Source organism: Paenibacillus sp. SN-8-1, assembly GCF_050995535.1.
Lineage (GTDB): Bacteria > Bacillota > Bacilli > Paenibacillales > Paenibacillaceae > Fontibacillus.
On record NZ_CP194782.1, the window covers coordinates 998,302 to 1,017,788 of the forward strand.

13 protein-coding genes are annotated in these 19,487 nt (G+C 49.4%); 8 read left to right on the plus strand and 5 right to left on the minus strand.

Translation table 11 applies throughout. The features are described 5' to 3' along the window. The first annotated feature begins 6 nt into the window (after positions 1-6). From ACRRNK_RS04690 to ACRRNK_RS04720, 7 genes are all read left to right on the plus strand, one after another. A complete protein-coding gene (locus tag ACRRNK_RS04690) occupies positions 7-2,280 on the plus strand; it encodes a YhgE/Pip family protein (RefSeq protein WP_433945647.1) in 2,274 nt (757 codons plus the stop codon). Positions 2,281-2,606: 326 nt separating this feature from the next. Continuing rightward, a complete protein-coding gene (gene gltB, locus ACRRNK_RS04695; protein ID WP_433945648.1) occupies positions 2,607-7,202 on the plus strand; it encodes a glutamate synthase large subunit in 4,596 nt (1,531 codons plus the stop codon). 455 nt (positions 7,203-7,657) lie between these two features. Continuing rightward, positions 7,658-8,203 carry a dTDP-4-dehydrorhamnose 3,5-epimerase gene (rfbC, locus tag ACRRNK_RS04700; RefSeq protein WP_433945649.1) on the plus strand — a complete coding sequence of 182 codons (546 nt, stop codon included), beginning with the start codon at positions 7,658-7,660 and terminating at the stop codon, positions 8,201-8,203. 40 nt (positions 8,204-8,243) lie between these two features. Next, positions 8,244-9,137: a dTDP-4-dehydrorhamnose reductase gene (gene rfbD, locus ACRRNK_RS04705; protein WP_433945650.1), complete on the plus strand. Its 894-nt coding sequence runs from the start codon at positions 8,244-8,246 to the stop codon at positions 9,135-9,137. An 87-nt stretch (positions 9,138-9,224) separates the two neighbouring features. Continuing rightward, positions 9,225-10,130 carry an ABC transporter ATP-binding protein gene (locus ACRRNK_RS04710; protein ID WP_433945651.1) on the plus strand — a complete coding sequence of 302 codons (906 nt, stop codon included), beginning with the start codon at positions 9,225-9,227 and terminating at the stop codon, positions 10,128-10,130. After that, positions 10,123-10,914, plus strand: a complete 792-nt coding sequence (locus tag ACRRNK_RS04715; protein WP_433945652.1) for an ABC transporter permease — start codon at positions 10,123-10,125, stop codon at positions 10,912-10,914. The genes ACRRNK_RS04710 and ACRRNK_RS04715 overlap by 8 nt, the downstream gene beginning before the upstream one ends. A gap of 345 nt (positions 10,915-11,259) precedes the next feature. Continuing rightward, positions 11,260-12,795: a hypothetical protein gene (locus ACRRNK_RS04720; protein WP_433945653.1), complete on the plus strand. Its 1,536-nt coding sequence runs from the start codon at positions 11,260-11,262 to the stop codon at positions 12,793-12,795. A gap of 155 nt (positions 12,796-12,950) precedes the next feature. On the opposite strand, the gene ACRRNK_RS04725 is transcribed toward ACRRNK_RS04720, so the two are convergent. Next, positions 12,951-13,367, minus strand: coding sequence for a bactofilin family protein (locus ACRRNK_RS04725; protein ID WP_433945654.1), 417 nt, complete (start codon positions 13,365-13,367; stop codon positions 12,951-12,953). Between the two features lie 33 nt (positions 13,368-13,400). Continuing rightward, positions 13,401-14,372 (minus strand): M23 family metallopeptidase, encoded by a 972-nt coding sequence (locus ACRRNK_RS04730; RefSeq protein ID WP_433945655.1) that lies wholly within the window; start codon positions 14,370-14,372, stop codon positions 13,401-13,403. A 227-nt stretch (positions 14,373-14,599) separates the two neighbouring features. Here ACRRNK_RS04730 and cls point away from each other — a divergent pair, with 227 nt between their 5' ends. Beyond that, positions 14,600-16,030, plus strand: a complete 1,431-nt coding sequence (gene cls, locus ACRRNK_RS04735; protein ID WP_433945656.1) for a cardiolipin synthase — start codon at positions 14,600-14,602, stop codon at positions 16,028-16,030. Between the two features lie 36 nt (positions 16,031-16,066). Here cls and ligD read toward each other — a convergent pair whose 3' ends face one another. From ligD to ACRRNK_RS04750, 3 genes are all read right to left on the minus strand, one after another. Continuing rightward, positions 16,067-16,966: a non-homologous end-joining DNA ligase gene (gene ligD, locus ACRRNK_RS04740; protein ID WP_433945657.1), complete on the minus strand. Its 900-nt coding sequence runs from the start codon at positions 16,964-16,966 to the stop codon at positions 16,067-16,069. Positions 16,967-17,096: 130 nt separating this feature from the next. Further along, the gene (locus ACRRNK_RS04745) at positions 17,097-18,041 is read right to left on the minus strand and encodes a DNA ligase (protein ID WP_433945658.1); all 945 of its coding nucleotides are present in this window, start codon (positions 18,039-18,041) and stop codon (positions 17,097-17,099) included. A gap of 321 nt (positions 18,042-18,362) precedes the next feature. After that, entirely contained in the window at positions 18,363-19,283 is a 921-nt protein-coding gene (locus tag ACRRNK_RS04750) for a Ku protein (protein ID WP_433945659.1), read from the minus strand. Between the last annotated feature and the right edge of the window lie 204 nt (positions 19,284-19,487).

Below are 19,487 nucleotides of genomic sequence, written 5' to 3' on the forward strand. Positions count from 1 at the left end.
ATCGCGATGAGAGCATTATCTGTGTTTTTCAAGGATATTAAATCAGGTGTTAAGAAGCCGATGACCCTGATATCGTTCATTGCGGTCATATTCGTACCTATTCTGTATTGTGGGATGTATCTGTCCGCATTCTGGGACCCCTATGGTCACCTGGATGAACTTCCGGTTGCGGTAGTCAATCAGGATAAAGGCGCTGAATATGAAGGGAAATCACTGCATATCGGCAGTGATCTGGTGGATGAGCTTAAGAAGAATGAGGATTTCAAATGGGACTTCGTAACCGAGAAGGAAGCCCGGCAGGGGATGGATGAGAATCGCTATTATATGAAGATTACGATTCCTGAGAACTTCTCCTCAAAAGCTACAACGCTAATGAACGATCATCCTGACCCGGCTGAACTGGTCTATGAACCGAACGGGAACTATAACTTCGTAGCTGGACAAATCGGCAACAGCGCGGTCAAGGACCTTAAAGCGAAGATCTCCGCTAAAGTGACTGAGGCCTATACGAACAGCTTGTTCGATAAAGTCTCGGAAATATCATCGGGTCTTACTGAGGCAGGCAACGGTGCCGGCGACATCCACACAGGTGCCGGAAAGCTGCAGGACGGTGCGGCCAAGCTGAAGGAGAATCTGGGTAAGCTGGTTAACGGTACTTCTGAGCTTGAGGCCGGTATTGTTCCTCTGGCAAATGGCGCTGGCAAGCTTCAAAGCGGGGCCTCTGAGCTGAATAAAGGAGCTTCCTCATTAGCAAGCGGCCTTGATCAGCTTAGCGCTGCCCATAAGCAGCTTCAAAGTGGGACAGAGCAGGCTGTGGCCGGTGCCACGCAGTTATCAGGCGGCCTTCAAACTTCCCTTGAAGGAAATAAGAAGCTAAATCAGGGTCTTCATGACTCGCTTGAGGGAACTACCAAGCTGCAGGCGGGGCTCCATTCTGCAGTAGACGGAAGCACGAAGCTGAACCAAGGACTGCAATCTTCAGTCGATGGCAGCGCTAAGGTAGCTGAGGGCGCCAAAGGCGTTGCTCAGGGTCTGGATCAACTGGTTAAGGCCAACCCAGCTCTCGCCAAAGACCCTTCTGTTCAAAAATTGCTCGCGGCAAGCCAGGCAGTAGCCCAAGGCAGCGAGCAGGTAGCAGCAGGGCAGAAGCAGCTTGCCGAGGGCAGTAACCAGCTGGCAGCTGGCAGTAAGCAGCTGTCTGATGGCAGCGACCAGCTGGTCCAAGGGAACAAGCAGCTCGTAACCGGCAGTGATGCGCTGCTTGAAGGGAACCAGAAGCTGGTGGATGGAGCATCTAAGCTCCAGGCGGCTGGACCGAAGCTTACCGGCGGTATGCAGCAGTTCGGCAGCAAGCTGTCCGAAGCGGCGGCAGGCAGCCATAAGCTTGCATCTGGTGCCCAGCAGCTATCTACCGGCACAAGCTCACTGGTAGAAGGAATTCATAAGCTCGTCGGCGGTGTCAGCACGATTGCCAGTGGTTCCGTGAAGCTGGATGAGGGTGCGGGTGAACTTAAGAACGGAATGGGCGACCTCGTTAGCGGCTCCGGCAAGCTTGCGGATAAGCTGAATGAGGCGGCAGACAAAACTTCGGATGTGAAGGGAACAGACGAGCGGGTTACTATGTATGCCCAGCCTGTAGAAGTCCATGAGGACACATCCAAGAAGATCAGCAATTACGGAACAGGTATTGCACCGTACTTCCTGTCGATCAGTCTATTTGTAGGTGCGCTTCTTTCTACTATTATTATCTCCATGAGAGGAACCACCGTAGAGGATGCGTCCGGCTTGCAGCGTTTCTTCAGCCGCACGTTCACATTCCTGCTCATGAGCCTGTTCCAGTCTATTGTTGTGGCTACACTTGTACTGGTGCTCGTTGGACTTAAGGTGCAGAGCCTGCCGCTCTTCTACCTGTTCACGTTCGCAACAAGCTTTGCCTTCATGATGATCATTCAGGCCATTGTGACCTGGCTGGATCAACCAGGCCGCTTCCTGGCGGTGATTCTCATGGTACTCCAGCTGACAACCAGTGCAGGTACATTCCCGCTCGAACTGCTTCCGGAATGGATGAAGCCGATCAACCCTTGGCTGCCTATGTCCCACTCCGTGGCAGGGTTCAAAACGGTAATCTCAAGCGGGGACTACAGCGTGATGTGGCATCAATTCGCACTTCTGCTTGTGTACGGAATTGTCTTTGTGTTAATTACCTTGGCCTACTTCCTGCTGAGAACACCTAAATCGACGGATATGAATCAGGAAGAAATCGTTACTCCATTAGCTTAAATAGAAGTATAGACAGGCGTCCCTGCAAAGGGGCGCCTTTTGCTATTAGAGTATAAATGCCAAGGGATCGTTACATAAAAATTCTTATCGCCATCATAAAAAGATTAGATTTCCCACATAGGAAACGGGATGCTACAATATCTAGAACAATAATACGAATGTGATTTCTGTCTAATTTTGCATTGCAGCTGAGAATTTAGTAGCTATGATCCATCTATCAGAGGATTTATGCAAATAAAGTGTTCAAAAGTCTATTGGAAACCTGCCGTTTTGCGTATAAATTGATTGGAACGAGCTATTTTACGAACAGAAAGGTTGCATGTTATATGAAACATACGGATATTCCGGCAAAGCAAGGTTTATATGACCCGGCTTTTGAAAAAGATGCCTGCGGTATGGGCTTTGTTGCTCATATCAAAGGACGGCCGTCTCACGATATTGTCAGCCAGGCGCTGACTATGCTTACTAATATGGAGCACCGCGGCGGCCAAGGCAGTGAGCCCAACTCCGGCGATGGAGCAGGGATCATGATTCAACTTCCGCACCGTTTCTTCGCGCTTGAAGCCGAGAAGCTGGGTTTCCGTCTTCCGGAACCAGGCCAGTATGGTGTCGGTATGATTTTCCTGCCTCATGATGAGGAGGTCCGCAGTCTTCAGGAAGCGAAATTCAAGGAAATTGTCGAAGAAGAAGGACAGCAGCTTCTTGGATTCCGTACCGTGCCAACGAACGATGAGATGCTTGGCAAATCAGCCAAGGAAGCTAAACCTTATGTCCGTCAGGCTTTTATCAGCCGCAGCGCGGATATTAAGGATGACCTGAGCTTTGAACGCAAACTTTACGTCATTCGCCGCCGCGCTGAGCTTGCCATCCGTTATGGTGGAGCTGAGCAGGGCGATGCCTTTTACATGCCGAGTCTTTCATGCCGTAAAGTGGTGTACAAAGGAATGCTCACAACTGAGCAGGTGGGCGAGTTCTATCTGGATCTGCAGAATGAACAGCTTGAGTCTGCTATTGCTTTAGTTCACTCCCGTTTTAGTACGAATACATTCCCGAGCTGGGAACGCGCGCATCCATACCGCTTCATGATTCACAATGGTGAGATCAATACGCTTCGCGGAAATGTGAACTGGATGCATGCCCGTCAGTCCCTGTTCCAAAGTGAAGTGTTTGGAGAAGATTTGGCGAAGGTGAAGCCGGTCATTAACCCGGATGGGTCCGATACCGGTATGTTCGATAATACCTTTGAATTCTTGTATTTGAGCGGACGATCTCTGCCGCACGTAGCCATGATGATGGTGCCAGAGCCTTGGAATAACCATGAAAGCATGGACGACAGCAAGAAAGCTTTCTATGAATACCACAGTTCCCTGATGGAACCATGGGATGGCCCGGCCGCAATGGGCTTCACAGATGGTATTCAGATCGGTGCGATTCTTGACCGTAACGGACTTCGCCCTTCACGTTACTATGTAACCAAAGATGATTTGATCGTATTGTCTTCCGAAGCAGGTGTCCTGGATATCGCTCCGGAGAACGTTCTATACAAAGACCGTCTGCGTCCAGGCCGGATGCTGCTGGTAGATACCAAAGAAGGCCGGATTATCTCGGATGAGGAAGTGAAGGCTTCCATCGCGGCTGAGAATCCTTACCGCGAATGGTTAGATGAGCACCTTATTCATCTTGATGACCTCCCTGACTCTCCTGAACTGCCTGAGCAGGGACATGATAATGTAACCAAGCAGCAGTTGTCCTTCGGTTACACTTACGAGGAACTTCGTAAAGTTCTTGAACCGATGGCTTCCACAGGACAAGAAGCAATTGCTTCAATGGGTTATGATGCTCCAATTGCTGTATTGTCTGACCAGCCTCAGCGTCTGTTCAGCTACTTCAAGCAGATGTTCGCCCAAGTTACGAACCCGCCGATTGATGCGATTCGTGAAGAACTGGTAACGTCCACGCTGACCACAATCGGTCCTGAGCGCAACCTGCTTAATCCGGAACCGGAAAGCTGTCGTCATATTCGCCTTGAATCTCCTATTCTATCGAATGAGGATTTCGCGAAGCTGCGTCACGTTCACCGTCCAGGCTTCAAATCTATGACGATCCCGACCTTGTTCCCGGTTGCTGAGGGAGCAGAGGGACTTCGTAAAGCCATTGATACGCTTTGCAGTGCGGCTGATCGTGTAATTGAGAAGGGCCATAATATCCTTATTCTGTCCGACCGTGGTGTCAATGAAGAGAATGCAGCTATTCCTTCACTGCTTGCTGTATCAAGCTTGCACCACTACTTGATTCGTAAGGAGACCCGTACTAAGGTAAGTATCCTTCTTGAGTCCGGTGAGCCTCGTGAAGTTCATCATTTCGCACTGCTGCTCGGTTATGGGGTAAGTGCGGTGAATCCTTATCTGGCCTTCGAGACTTTGGATGATATGATCTCTCAAGGTATGCTTCGCGGGGTATCCCGTGAGAAGGCTGTGAAGAACTTCATTAAAGCTGCTACCAAAGGGGTTGTTAAGACTCTGTCCAAGATGGGGATCTCTACGATTCAATCCTATCGCGGAGCTCAAATCTTTGAGGCTGTTGGCCTTAATCAGGAATTCGTAGATCGTTACTTCACATGGACGCCTTCACGTATTGGGGGGATTGGTCTTGAGGAGGTAGCTCAAGAGACAATCGCTCAGCATTACCGGGCTTTCAATGAGAAGGACGGCAACGATAACGTGCTGGATTCGGGCGGTGAGTACGCATGGCGTGCGAACTCGGAAGAACACATGTTCAATCCACAGACGATCCATCTGCTTCAGCAGGCGGTTCGTACTGGAGACTATGGAATATACAAGAAATATGCTGCGCTTGTTCAGGGAGAGAATGAGAACCATTTGACGCTTCGTTCCCTGCTTAATCTGAAGCCTGCAGGACCTAAGGTCCCACTTGAAGAAGTTGAATCCGCAGCTTCGATTATGAAACGGTTCAAGACCGGTGCAATGTCCTTCGGTTCTATCAGTAAAGAAGCTCATGAGTCTATCGCGATTGGTATGAACCGCGTAGGCGGCAAGAGCAATACTGGTGAGGGCGGGGAAGATCCAGCCCGCTTCATTCCGGATGCGAATGGTGATTCACGCCGCAGTGCCATTAAGCAGGTAGCCTCCGGACGCTTCGGGGTTACTTCTCACTACCTGGTCAATGCAGATGAAATCCAGATCAAAATGGCGCAGGGTGCGAAGCCGGGTGAAGGTGGACAGCTTCCAGGCCGTAAGGTATATCCTTGGGTAGCTGAAGTCCGCGGTTCAACTCCGGGTGTTGGCCTGATCTCGCCGCCTCCGCATCACGATATTTATTCGATTGAGGATTTGGCGGAGCTAATCTACGACTTGAAGAACTCCAACCCTCGTGCTCGTATCAACGTGAAGCTGGTATCTGAGGCTGGCGTAGGCACAATTGCAGCCGGGGTAGCCAAAGGACGTGCGGATGTCATTCTTGTCAGCGGTTATGACGGCGGAACAGGAGCATCACCGCAAGGCTCAATCCGTCATGCGGGTCTGCCTTGGGAGCTGGGTCTGGCTGAGACACACCAGACGCTGATCATGAACAATCTGCGTGACCGTGTTGTCCTTGAGACAGACGGTAAAATGCTCAACGGTCGCGACCTGGCTGTTGCCGCGCTGCTTGGTGCAGAAGAGTACGGCTTCTCTACAGCTCCGCTTATCGCGGTTGGCTGTATCATGATGCGCGTATGCCATATGGATACTTGTCCGGTTGGTGTAGCGACTCAGAATCCGGAGCTTCGCAAGAATTTCACAGGGGATCCACAGCATGTGGCTAACTTTATGACTTTCGTTGCTGAGGATATGCGTGAGTGGATGGCTGAGCTCGGCTTCCGCACCATTAATGAAATGGTTGGCCGCACCGATTGCCTGGAGACCAGCAATGCGATTAATCACTGGAAGAAGAGCGGTATAGACCTGAGCCCGCTGCTTCATGTTCCTTCACTTCACGAGGGTGCAGATCGCTACAACACCCAGCTGCAGAATCATGGCCTTGAGAAAACGCTCGATATGACAAAGCTGCTTGAGCTTGCAGCGCCTGCTCTTGAGCGCGGCGAGCGCGTTCATGCCGAGCTGCCGATCACGAACGTGGATCGCGCTACGGGAACGATCCTCGGTAGTGAGGTGACCCGCTTATACGGAGCAGCGGGTCTGCCGGAAGATACGATCCGCTTCCATTTTGTCGGATCGGCGGGTCAAAGCTTTGGAGCGTTCGTGCCGAAGGGCATGACGCTGACGATTGAGGGCGATGCCAATGACTACATTGGTAAAGGCCTGTCAGGCGGTAAGCTGGCGGTGAGACCGTCACCGAAAGCTACCTTCGTTGCCGAAGAGAATATTATCGCCGGCAACACGGCCTTCTATGGAGCGACAAGCGGGGAAGCTTATGTCCGCGGTATCGCGGGTGAGCGTTTCGCGGTTCGTAACTCGGGCGCGAATGTTGTGGTTGAGGGTGTAGGCGACCACGGATGTGAATACATGACGGGTGGACGTGTGGTTGTCCTTGGCGGAACAGGGCGCAACTTCGCAGCCGGGATGTCCGGCGGTATTGCTTATGTATATGATCCGGAAGGTACCTTCCTTGACCGCTGCAACCTGGAAATGGTACTGCTTGAGCGTGTCGAGGAGGCGGAAGAGGCGGAAGAGCTTCGTTCCTTGATCAGCCGCCATGTGGAGTACACAGAGAGCGCTGTGGGCCGCAAGGTACTGGATAATTGGAATGAGTCACTGGCTTCCTTCGTGCGGGTTATTCCGAAGGATTACAAGCGGATGCTGCAGCAGATCCGCAAAGTTCAAGATCAAGGCCTTCAAGGCGAAGCAGCTCTGCTTGCCGCATTTGAAGCTAATATGCGTGAGCTTGCCCGTGCTGGCAACTAATCACTAAATCTAAGACCTGTAAGTCCAGAATGCTGGACTTGCAGGTTTTTTTGTGTATATCTGTGTTACTGGTGAAGCGAACTTGGAGAAAAGGCCCTCCGGTGAGGCGTTTCAGAGGAGAAGCTTGGACTGCATAAGCGAACGCCGGTCGCCATGTGTTTAAGATGCTGTACCAAGCGGGATGGAGCAAAAAGATGGAGAGGGGCAGAGGACGAAGGTCCAAGCATTCCCGGAAGTTAGGATTGTATGTACAAAAGTGAATAGTTCAACTGTCGTCCAATTAGATTTTCCTTTCAGCAGGCAGCAGGCAGGAATAAGCAACACAGAAGGACACCTAAGTCGGGGTTGTGACTAGAAGGTAGGTTAAGCTCGTACCGTGCCATACTGCAAATAAGCAGCATATGCTGTGAACAAGGGCTGCTTTTGAGGCAGTCTATTGTTAGGGGGTATCAGGTATGCGTGTCATAGACACAAAGCTGCCGGGAGCGGTGATTATTGAAACCGATGTGTTCGAGGATGAGAGGGGCTTTTTCACAGAGAGCTATAACCAGGAAGCCTTCGCGAAGCTTGGAATCACCCATGATTTCATCCAGGATAATCATTCCTATTCGGCGTCAGCAGGTACGCTGAGAGGGCTGCATTATCAGCTTCAGCCAAAGGCGCAGACGAAGCTGGTCCGTGTTCTATCAGGAGCCATATACGATGTATTCGTAGATCTTCGTAAGGATTCACCTACCTTCGGTAAGTGGGGGGAGGTCATCTTGACATCACGGAACTTCAGACAGGTTCTGATTCCCCGTGGATTTGCTCATGGATTCTGTACACTAGTCCCTCATACGGAAGTGTTATATAAGGTGGATGAGGTCTATTCCAAGGAACATGACCGCGGGATTCTCTGGAGCGATCCGGCGCTGGCCATTCCTTGGCCTGGAACCAAGCTTATTTTATCGGAGAAGGATAAGGTTCATCCGGTAATGGCCAAAGCCGAATTTGATTTCTGATTGAATAAATGGGCTAATGCGAAGGGGATGAATAGGTGTTATGAGTGAGATAATGACTCAGACTCACGAGCGGAAGAGCAGCGTGATACTCACAGGCGCCGAGGGCCAATTGGGGCGGGAATTGATGGATGTTTTTCGCGGTCTAGGATACGAAGTACATGGTCTGGGCCAAAGGGAGCTTGATATTACAGACACGGAACAGTGCTTTCAGGTGCTGCGGCGCCTGAAGCCGGATATGGTTATACATGCCGCGGCCTACACTAACGTAGACCGGGCGGAGAGCGAGCCGGATGTGGCTTATCAGGTGAATACCTATGGAACACGCAACATTGCTGCGGCTGCCGAAAGTATCCATGCCAAGCTGGTCTATATCAGCACCGATTATGTATTTAATGGAGGAGCTGACCAGGAGCCATTTGATGAGTTCCACCCCACCAAGCCCATGAACATTTACGGTCAATCCAAATTGGAGGGGGAGAAGTTCGTCAGAGAGCTTCATTCCCAGTTCTTCATTGTTCGCACATCATGGGTATATGGGCGCCATGGAAGCAATTTTGTAAGAACGATACTGGAGCTTGCCAGCAAGCAGGAGAGTATCTCTGTAGTGAATGATCAAATCGGTTGTCCCACTTATACCCGGGATTTGGCTCAGAAGCTTGAAGAGCTTGCTTCCTCCTCGAAATACGGAACTTATCATATATCTGGAGCCGGTTCATGCTCCTGGTATGATTTTGCATGTGCGATCATTGAATTTGCCGGTCTTAAGACAGCCATTATTCCCGTATCTACCAAGGAGTTCCCCCGTCCCGCGCCTCGTCCAGCCTACTCGGTGCTGATGCAGAGGGCGCTTCGCCTGAACGGGTTCAGTCCGCTGAGAGACTGGAAGGAAGCACTGGAGGATTTCATGAACATAGAGAAAACGCAACTGAATTGATTTTCATGCGTTATTATTAAGTATGGTAAAATCAAGAAATTACCGTCCGGCATACCCGGACCGGGTACATAAGGAGAGTGAATTTTTATGTTTCAAGAACCTGTTGTCCGCTTATCGAATGTGACGAAGAAGATTGGTTCCAAGACCATCATTGATCGTCTTACGCTCGATATTCCAGCGGGTCAGGTATTTGGCTTCCTGGGCCCTAACGGATCAGGGAAGACCACGACCATACGTATGATGGTTGGACTGATGTCGATTACTGAAGGGGATATTGTGATCAGCGGGTCGAGTATTAGGACGGATTTCGAGAAGGCGATTGCTCATATCGGAGCGATTGTGGAGAATCCGGAAATGTACAAATTCCTGACCGGATATCAAAACATGGTTCACTATGCAAGGATGTCTGGAGTTAGCAAAGAGCGTATTAATGAAGCGGTAGCTTTGGTCGGTCTTGAGAATCGGATTCATGATAAAGTGAAGACATACTCACTCGGAATGCGCCAGCGTCTGGGTGTGGCCCAGGCCATCCTGCAGCGTCCAAAGCTTCTGATTCTGGATGAACCTACGAACGGTCTTGATCCACAGGGTATTCGTGAGCTCCGTGACTATTTGCGGGTACTGTCAAGAGAAGAAGGGACAACCGTATTTGTCTCCAGCCATTTGCTGTCGGAGATGGAGCTTATGTGTGATACGGTGGCCATTATTCAGAGCGGCAAATTGATTGACGTTCGTTCGCTTAAGGCCGAGGATTTGGAAGGGCAGTATGCGGAGACTGGCTTTGAGGTTAGCGAACCGGAGCGGGCGCTTGAGCTCGTTGGAACTGGCCGACTGGAAGAGGGCCGTCTGATCGTCACAGTTAACCGGGAGCAGATTGCGGATCTTAACAGCCGCTTGGTAGCGGCGGGAATTAAGGTCTATGGCATTCAGGTTCTGACAAGATCGCTTGAGGATCAATTCTTGGAAATGACGGGAGGCGGACAAATTGGGTAATTTTCTATCTTTGGTACAGAATGAGAATATGAAAATTTATCGGCGGCTGCGCACATGGATCATGCTTGCTTTGGTTGTGCTGCTGCCTATATTATTCGCATCCATAATTGCAATTAATGAGAACAGATTTGGTCCTCATACGGAAGCCTGGAGTGCTGCATCTAATCTGTCCTTCATCTATTTTCTTGTATCGATCTTCTCGGTTGTTATCGCCGCCGATATTGTGGCCTCAGAATTCACGTGGGGGACGATTAAGCTGCTGCTTATCAGGCCTTGGACAAGAAGCAAGGTGCTTCTATCGAAGCTGCTTGCCGTTCTATTGTTCGCCATTGGAATAAGCATTCTCTTTATGATTGTAACGATAGCGATTTCTCAGATTTTGTTTTCTTCTGGGCCTACAGCCACGAATATGGAACAATCAAATTTTGGTCATTTTAGCCTGATGATATTCTATAAATTTGTAGATCTGCTCGTAATTAGTATCTTTGCATTTATGATCTCGACCGTATTCCGTACGAGTGGGCTCGCGATCGGGTTGTCTATGTTTCTCTTGCTGGCAGGCGGTATATTGGGAGCCATTCTGAATCCGGTGAAATACGCCTGGGCTAAATACCTGATCTTCAATAATATGGATTTGTCACAGTATGATATGTGGGCATCTGCAGGAATAACTGCACCTAGCGGGATGAGCCTCGGCTTCTCGGCTACGGTATTGGCTGTTTATGTTGTGATTTTTCTTGTGATCGCATGGCTGGTATTTAAAAGAAGAGACGTTGCGGCTTAATAAGGATAATAGTTTGTTGAATTGATAAGACTCTGGTGCTTCTTGTGCCGGAGTCTTTTGTATGTATACTGATCCATACAGAACTAACTTCAATCTCCAAGCTAAAGTCACCTGAAGAAAGTCACCTGAAGAAAGTCACCTGAATAAGGTTCCCGATAAATAGTTCCAACCAAAGTTGCAATTCATGGTCCCAACTCACAAATTCTGATTCCAAATGTCCTGACAATATAAGTGGCAGGTCCGATATCCAAATCATAAGGGATACCCAATAATTGGGGTATACGGGAGAATGTTGTATTTTCTCGGCAACTTACTTTGAGAGGGGATATGTCCTTGTTCAGTACCATGCAGCGTAAGATTACAAGTCTACTGGCATGCGCTATCATCATCTTCGGATTGGGGTCAGAGAAGAGCTATGCGGCTTCCGAAGTTCATTCGGACACTCAGCCGATTATGGAATGGTCTCAAAAGTACGGAGAGAATTCCACAGCTAAATCAGTAAGCCCCACTTCAGACGGAGGGTATGTAATGGCTGGGGAGATCACAGAGATCGATTACTCCACTCCTTATCCGGATTCGATCAAGAAGGCCTATATTGTGAAGACAGACGCGGCGGGGAAGCTCGAATGGGAGCAAAAGGTCACTTATGCTAACCATGAGTCGGAGTCAAGCACAGCGTATAAAGCGGTACAAACCCGGGATGGGGGTTATATCGTGACCGGATCTACTGATATAGATCGGCAGACCTGTGTATTTCTGATTAAACTCAGCCCTCGGGGTGAGGTGGAATGGAAGAATGCGTATGAAGGGTACTATTTCCAATCTGGGCAAGCGGTCTTGGAGACATCCGATGGAGGGTTTGTAACGACTGGATTCTCGGCGGGTTATGCGACTGGAGCTGATGCCTACGTCTTGAAGACAGATGCTCAGGGACGGAAGCTATGGATGAAATATTATAACTTTAGCGGGGATCAGTATTTCAGTGATATCATTCCTGCCCGGGATGGGGGATATGTAGCTGTAGGTAATGTGAATATTGATGAATACAGCTCAGGTCCAGAAGACTTCTCTGTCATTCTCAAGCTTAATGAGCAGGGTGAGAAGGTGTGGGAGGAATTTTATAAGCGGGCAGATGGGGCCATGAGAGTGGATTCTGTGATACCGTCCGGAGATCCTGACCAAGGATATTTAATTTTACAGAGAAAGTGGGATGGAAAGAGTACTACTCCTATATTGACCCAGACAGATCTGAGGGGCAAGGTCATTTGGGAGAAGACGTACGATCAATTATCGAAGGAGACTTCCCTCGGGCAAGTTGTCCGTACAGAGCAGGGTTATGCTCTAATTGGCGGGATCTACGATGCGACTGAAAGCTCTATTAAGCGGAAATATCAACATGTCATTCTGACTTTGGACAAGTCTGGCGGGCTGATAGACAATTTAACTTTTGGTGGAGCAGATAGTTATGCTCTTGGAAAAGGAATATACACAAATGAGGGAGGCTTCGTACTCTCCAGTGTAACAGGGTATTCCAGCCAGCAGAAGGCAACGTTAACGAGAGTACTGGAGCCAAAGACCGAACCGTCTGTATCCGGAAGCTTCTATCTTGATTCAGATGAATATTCCATTTCAGTGGGAACTTCAATAGATACGGTCGCTTACCTCAAGGACACTGACGGATCTCTGCATAATGTAACGAAAGTTGCGACTTTTTACAGTGAGAATCCAGAGATCGCGGAGTATGATAAGGAAGGCAACATAATTGGACACCGTGCAGGTATTACCTATATCAACGCTGTATACAAAGGCCAAACTTATAGGGCCAGCGTCCAGGTGCTTCGTGCGTTCGTTCCGATTGAGAAGCAGCTCATCGAAGAGTAAGGCTAGGGTCAACCATAATTTGATCCTGCCTGTTCGAGGGCAAGAAAGGGACACATTCTTCTCGGAGAGTGTGTCCCTTGACCATTCATGAGAGATAGACAACATACTCTGTTACTGTCTTAGACACAGGGTGAAATGATTCTGGAGAGGCTTGCTTAGCCGGCTTCGGGCTGAGGAACATTCTTGGATGGGCCCGCTGGGACAGGGGAAGCAACCGCGCTGGCTGCAGGCCGCTCCATAATGCTGATCCCATTTAGAATTCCCCCGTCCAAGATGACCAGTGTATGTGCCGATACATTGCCGTCTACTTGGCCGCTCGCCGTAATGGTTAATTTGCCTTCGGTAATAATGTCACCAAACACTTTTCCCGCTACGATAATTTCATTCCCTCTAATGGTAGAATGGGCTTCGCCTGACTCACCAATCACAATTTCTCCTGTTGTCTCAATTTCCCCGTGAAATTTGCCCTCGAGTCTGAGGTTGGCTTCACAGCGCAGCTTGCCCTGGATATCACTGCCGATCCCGATTAAGGTGTCCGATCCTTTTCCTGTACGTTTGTTGTCTTTGAACATGATTATCCTCCATTCTTAAGGGTTATTTAATTACTAATCTTGAGTTAGATAGGGGAGTGGATCAATCGGTTGATTCTGCTTCAGCACCTGGAAATGAAGATGGGGACCCGTACTCCGTCCGGTTGTGCCAAGTCTTCCGATCACTTCTCCCTTAGTTACCTTGTCATTAACGCTTACACTGATTTGGCTTAAATGCATGTACCAGGTCTGTAGTCCGTTAGGATGCTTAATAATAATAAAGTTGCCCCGTGCAGGTGAATGATCCGCCTGAAGTACTGTGCCCGCGGCGGCAGAGTAGATCGGATCTCCTATTTCCCCGGAAATATCCACACCGGCATGAAAAGCTGATTTTTTCGTAAAAGGATCAGAACGGTAACCAAAGCTTGAGGTTATACTTCGGGAGAGGGTTGGCCAAAGTGAAGGTGTGCCAGACAGAGATTGCTCAATATGCTCGGCTTGATCAACCATGCCGGGGACCTTGTTTAGCATAGTGTTGATTAGTTCGGACATCTCGGCAAAATCATCCTGGGTATCATAGGCCAGCCTGCTCGCCGTGTTCACATCATGTACGGCAATGAATTCGCCTCCAACTTGTGCAGTATCTTCCGGTGTACTTGAAGATGAGAGGGCCTTGCTCGTACCAAACTTACTAATAATTTGCTGAAGCTCCTTCTCCATCTCGGAGACCTTCTGAACTTTATTCTTCATACTCTTCGATTCGGCTGAGAGAGTAATAATCTGAGCTTGCAGACGTTTGATCGCCTCATCCTTGTCGGTAACAATAGCCTCAAGCTGCATATTATTGCTCTGAAGCTCTTGTTCCAGACTTGCTACGGTGTGGCCGGAATAGGCTTGAAGGCTTACAATTAACCCGGATATCGAGAGCAGGGCGGCAAGCGGGACGGCAATGACCAAAGGTTTGGATACTTGGATTTGCCTTACGGAATGGTTGGCATCCTGAAGTACAAGGAGGGTCATTTTGCGGGATAACGCTGCATTTCTCATGGCATCTCCTTTCATTAAAACTGAAATTTGATATTTTTCTTTAATTCACCCAGCATTACTTCTATAATTTATGTATTCGCCGCTCTCTCATAACATGCTTAAATAGCCAGATTTAACTCTCTTGATAGTTGTAGATGGGTGTAAGGAGTATTACACATGAATATGGTTAATGCTGAGTGGTACATAAGTTCAAAGAATTCATATTTAGAGATAGAAGGGGGACAACCATGCTTTGGCTGGTTTTTGCGCTTATAGCTTTTATATTCCAAAGCGCTACAATACTTATTCTTGAGTTCCGCAATCCTTCCAAGACGGTTGCCTGGCTCTTCATTCTGTTCTGCTTCCCGATTATTGGCTTCGTGCTTTATTATTTCGTGGCTCAGGATTATAAGAAGCGGAAGAGCCTCCGGCGAAGAGGAACCAGACTGTTTCAAGAGATGAAGGGCCGGATTTGGCAGCAGGCTAAGATTGTTGAAGTTGTCCAGGAAATGCAAAATCCCGAGTTCCATCATCAAGAGAGATTATTTAATCTATTAACTCATTTGTCAGAAAGTCCAATTACCGGATGTAACCGGACAAAGGTACTTACAAACGGGGAAGATACCTATGATGCGATCCTTAGTGAGATGGAGAAGGCCAAGGATCATATTCATATTGAATACTACATATTTAGAAGTGATGAGGTCGGGAAGAGATTTAAGGAGGTCATGATCCGAAAGGCCAAGGAAGGCGTTAAGATCCGCATGATCTGCGACGGACTGGGAAGCTATTACCTGAAGAATGAGTTCATTAACGAATTAAAGGAGGCGGGGATCGAGTTCTATTTCTTCCTGCCACCGCTCATTGCTACGATAGACAGACGGGTGAATTACAGGAACCACCGCAAAATTGTAGTCATCGACGGGACTATCGGATTTCTGGGAGGAATTAATGTCGGCGAGGATTACCTCGGTCTGTACCCAAAGCTTGGAGAATGGAGGGATACCCATCTGCAAATTGAAGGTGATTCGATCTACTTCTTGCAAAATACGTTCCTGGCCGACTGGAGGCTGGCTTCGGGTGAGCGGATCTCAGATCCATCCTTCTTCCCGGAGCATCACTGTACCGGGAATGAACAGGTTCAGATTCTGACCAGTGGACCGGATCAGCATTGGGATGCGATTCAGGAGATGTGCTTTGAGGCGATTGCTGTAGCCAAGAAGCGGGTGTGGATCACAAGCCCCTATTTCATTCCGGACCCAAGTGTATATACTGCGCTGAAGACCGCCGCCGTCAGCGGGGTTGAGGTGAAGATCATTATTCCATATCGTTCTGATAGTAAGCTGGTCCATCTGGCCTCACTGTCCTATGTAGAAGAGCTTCTGCATGCCGGAGTCAAATTCTATCAATATACCAAGGGATTCATCCACGCCAAAGTGATGATTATTGATGATCTGCTGGCTACGGTTGGAACGGCTAATATGGATATGCGCAGCTTCTTCTATAACTTCGAAATGACAGCGGTACTGTTCGATCAGGCGCCAATTCGGAGATTGCTGAATGACTTCGAGGTGGACCTCACTCACTGCCGTCCCATAGCTCTTCGGGAGTTCTCCAAGAGACCGCGGCTTCAGAAGGGGGCTGAAATGCTTACACGGATGCTGTCTCCACTATTATAACCTTGTCTGCTCTTCTGCTCTAATTCGGGCAGTGAACTATTTTGTGGCCGAGCTTTTTAAATGTTTGAGAATCAAATCAACAGATTGGGGCGGCACTGCTTGAAGCAGGTCGCCTTTTTGCTGTAAGCGCTCGGAGATATTAAGCAGGTTGAACTCGGAGGGATGCGGATTCTGCCTCACTTCATCCCAGGTTAATGGGGTGGACACGCTCGCGGCAGCCTTGGCACGCGGTGTATAAGGCGCTGCAAGAGTTTTGCCGTTATAATGCTGGAGATAATCGAAATATATTTTATCCCCGCGGTCCTTTTTCAGCCGTTCTATGGTGAACAGGTCAGGAAAGCGTTCCGTGACGAATCTGGCAATGAAATGTCCGATCGTTCTTAGCTCGTCGAAGGTTACACCATACTCGGTAGGAACAATAATCTGTACCCCGGTCGCCCCCGAGGTCTTAGGAACGGAATTGAGGCCGAGTGAGGTGAGAATATCCCCCACATGGGCGGCAGCTTCCATAATTCGCGGATCATCCTCCAGTGTAGGATCGAGATCAATCATCCACTCGCAGGGCAGGGATTCATCGACATAGTGCAGCGAAGGGTGAAACTCAATGGAGGCAAGATTGCCCAGCCATAGCAGTGTCGGGAGATTATCCAGGACGATATAGTTGATGTTCTCGTGAAGAACGGTTTGAACGTACTCGGGCAGAGGCTCGGGGGCATTCTTTTGGTAAAAGAAAGGCCCGTCAACGCCACCTGGATAACGAATGGTGGTTAGAAGACGGTTCCTGCAGTAGTTAAGCAGGTAGGGAGAGAGCTCAGCAAGCTTCGCCAGGTAATCTCGCTTCGTTATCCCGGCTTGGGGCCAGAGCAGCTTGCCCGGATTGGATATAGGCACCTCATATCCTTCAACAGTGATCGTGCCGCGGATGGCTTTAGGCATGGGAGCAGCTCCTTCCGATTTTGATACATACAAGTATTGTGGGATGAGACAGCGCGTGGGGGAATGGTGTCTAAGGATTCGCAGAGCATCGATGACAATGTACAAGACAGCACCAGGGAGCAGCGCTTCATCAACTGAATCCGAATTTGCACATTGACGGATCAACAGAGACGACAGCCTGAATACTCGGCTGACGAAGGGTTCCTCCAGGTGTCCATTCTAGAAAATTGACCTTTACGGTCAGCTGTGGTTCAACCCAGTAAGCTTCCTTGCTGCGGGACGGCGAGGCAGTGAAAGAACGGGAGGGCCTTGTAATTGGAGCAACCCGCTCCGTGATATCTCTCCAATCCTGCACGGTCAATTTGCCGGTGCCCGCATGTCCGATATACCACAGCCGTCCTTCCTCATCATAGAGACCGAGCATCAGCGCATTCACGATCCCACCGCGCAGTGTGTATCCTCCGACGACAGCTACCAGGTCCTGAATGACCTTCTTCTTCATCCATCTCTTGTCTTTGCCATCCAGTGCATAAGTGCTTCCGAGGTCCTTAACTACGATTCCCTCCATCCCGTGCTGGCTCATTACTCCGTATAAGACTTCAGGAGAGGGAAAGTCAGCTGTGATCTGTACACAGGAAGTGGGGATGATGGCTTCCTTGAGAATTGTCTGCCGTTCCCGCAGGGGAAGGCTGGTTAACCACGCGCCGTTATAATACAAAATATCAAATAACATATAAGTGACAGGCACCTCCTGCTGTGCCCGTCTGATATTCTCCGCTCTGCGCGAGCCATCCCGCCGCATCACCTCATGGAAGGAGGGCTTGCCTTGATCCAGCGCAATAATCTCGCCATCCAGAATCACGGATTCAGCCCGGCAGTATTCCTGAATCCGGGTAAGCTCCGGATACTGCAGTGTCCGGTTATTTAGCTTCCGGTTGACGAGCTGAACCTCATGTCCATCGAAGTAGGTCAGCATCCTGACCCCGTCCCATTTAATCTGGGCGGTCCATGATTCACCTTCGGGCAGCTTGTCCGTGGAGATAGGCTCAAAAGGAACTACTGGCTGTAATTTCATCCACGCTCACTCCTTACTGGTTCTGGGGGCAGCGGGTACGGCTGTTAAGTTCCGTAATCCGCCTATATAAGCCGCAGTTAAAATGTCTACATTTGTGTATGCAGTCGTAACTACGGGGAATGCTTGGACTTTCGGCCGCTGCCCGCCTCCAGATTTTTTGATTTATACCTCAAGACGGATGAAATCCGGAGACAAAGCATATGCTTCCGATGCAGCTTTCTTTCAGAAAGCTTGTAGGCGATCGCTTGCGCTCCTACAGTTCCAAGCTTCCCCTCCGTTACGCCTTACCTCAAGTCAAATTTTTAACTGCGTCTTATATTGCTAAGAAATAGTCTTCTTCGCTTTGGAAGCGCTTGGACGTTTCGGCTTGGGCGCGGCCTTCGGCGCGCCAGTAGGGTCTTCTGTGGCTGCAGCCGCAGGGGTCCCCCGTTTGGCTCTCGGCTTCTTCACTACAGGCCCCGGGTCTGTAGCAATAGGCTTCACGGCTTCAATACTTGCTTGCAGGGCAGCCATCAGGTCAATAACATTGCTCTCCGGCCTTGCGGGAGCGAGGCTGATCTCCTCACCCGCTACTTTGTGCTGGATCAGATTCATGAGTGATTCGCGGTAATCATCCGTATACTTGGATGGCTCGAACGGAGTGGACAGCTGTTCAATCAGCACCTTGGCCATGCCGAGTTCCTTATCGTTCACCCCGGCCGCCTCGGGAAGATTGGGCACCTGGCTGATCGGTCGTATCTCATCCGGATAAAAAATCGTCTCGATTGCGAGGCAACCTTCCATGACCCGGATCGCAGCAAGGCTGCTCTTGGAGCGTATGGCTATCTTGGCAATTCCAATCTTGCCAGTCTGCTTCATCGCTTCAAGCAGCAGTAGATAGGCATTGGAACCAGCCTGGTCGGGGGATAAATAATAGGTCTTCTGGAAATAAATCGGGTCGATGTCCTTAAGGTCGACAAAATCCAGAATGGTGATCGTCCTCTCCACTTGGGCGGACAGCTGCTCAAGCTCCTGCTTCTCAAAGAGGACGTACCTTCCTTTCTCATACTCATAGCCTTTGGAGATCTCCTCCCAATCCACATCCTTCTCACAGGAAGGACAGCGTCTCACATATGAGATCGGGCTTCCGCAGGCCTTGTGAATATATTTCATGGAGATGTCTTTATCCTCTGTCGCGGAGAACATCTTCACCGGAACATGAACAAGACCGAAGCTAATTGCGCCTTTCCATACCGTATGCATACAGGGCGGGCTCCTTTCAGGGTCAAATCGAATATTTAACACAGGTCGCACCATGCTGACTACCTTTAGTATGGGACAAAAAAGGCTATCTAATAACAATGGCGGGCTAAGCACAAATAATTCCTGGTTTCTTGCGGGGGGGACAAGGTACCGATATAATGAGAACAGATGTATGGGTATATGAATACAAGGATGATCGGATAA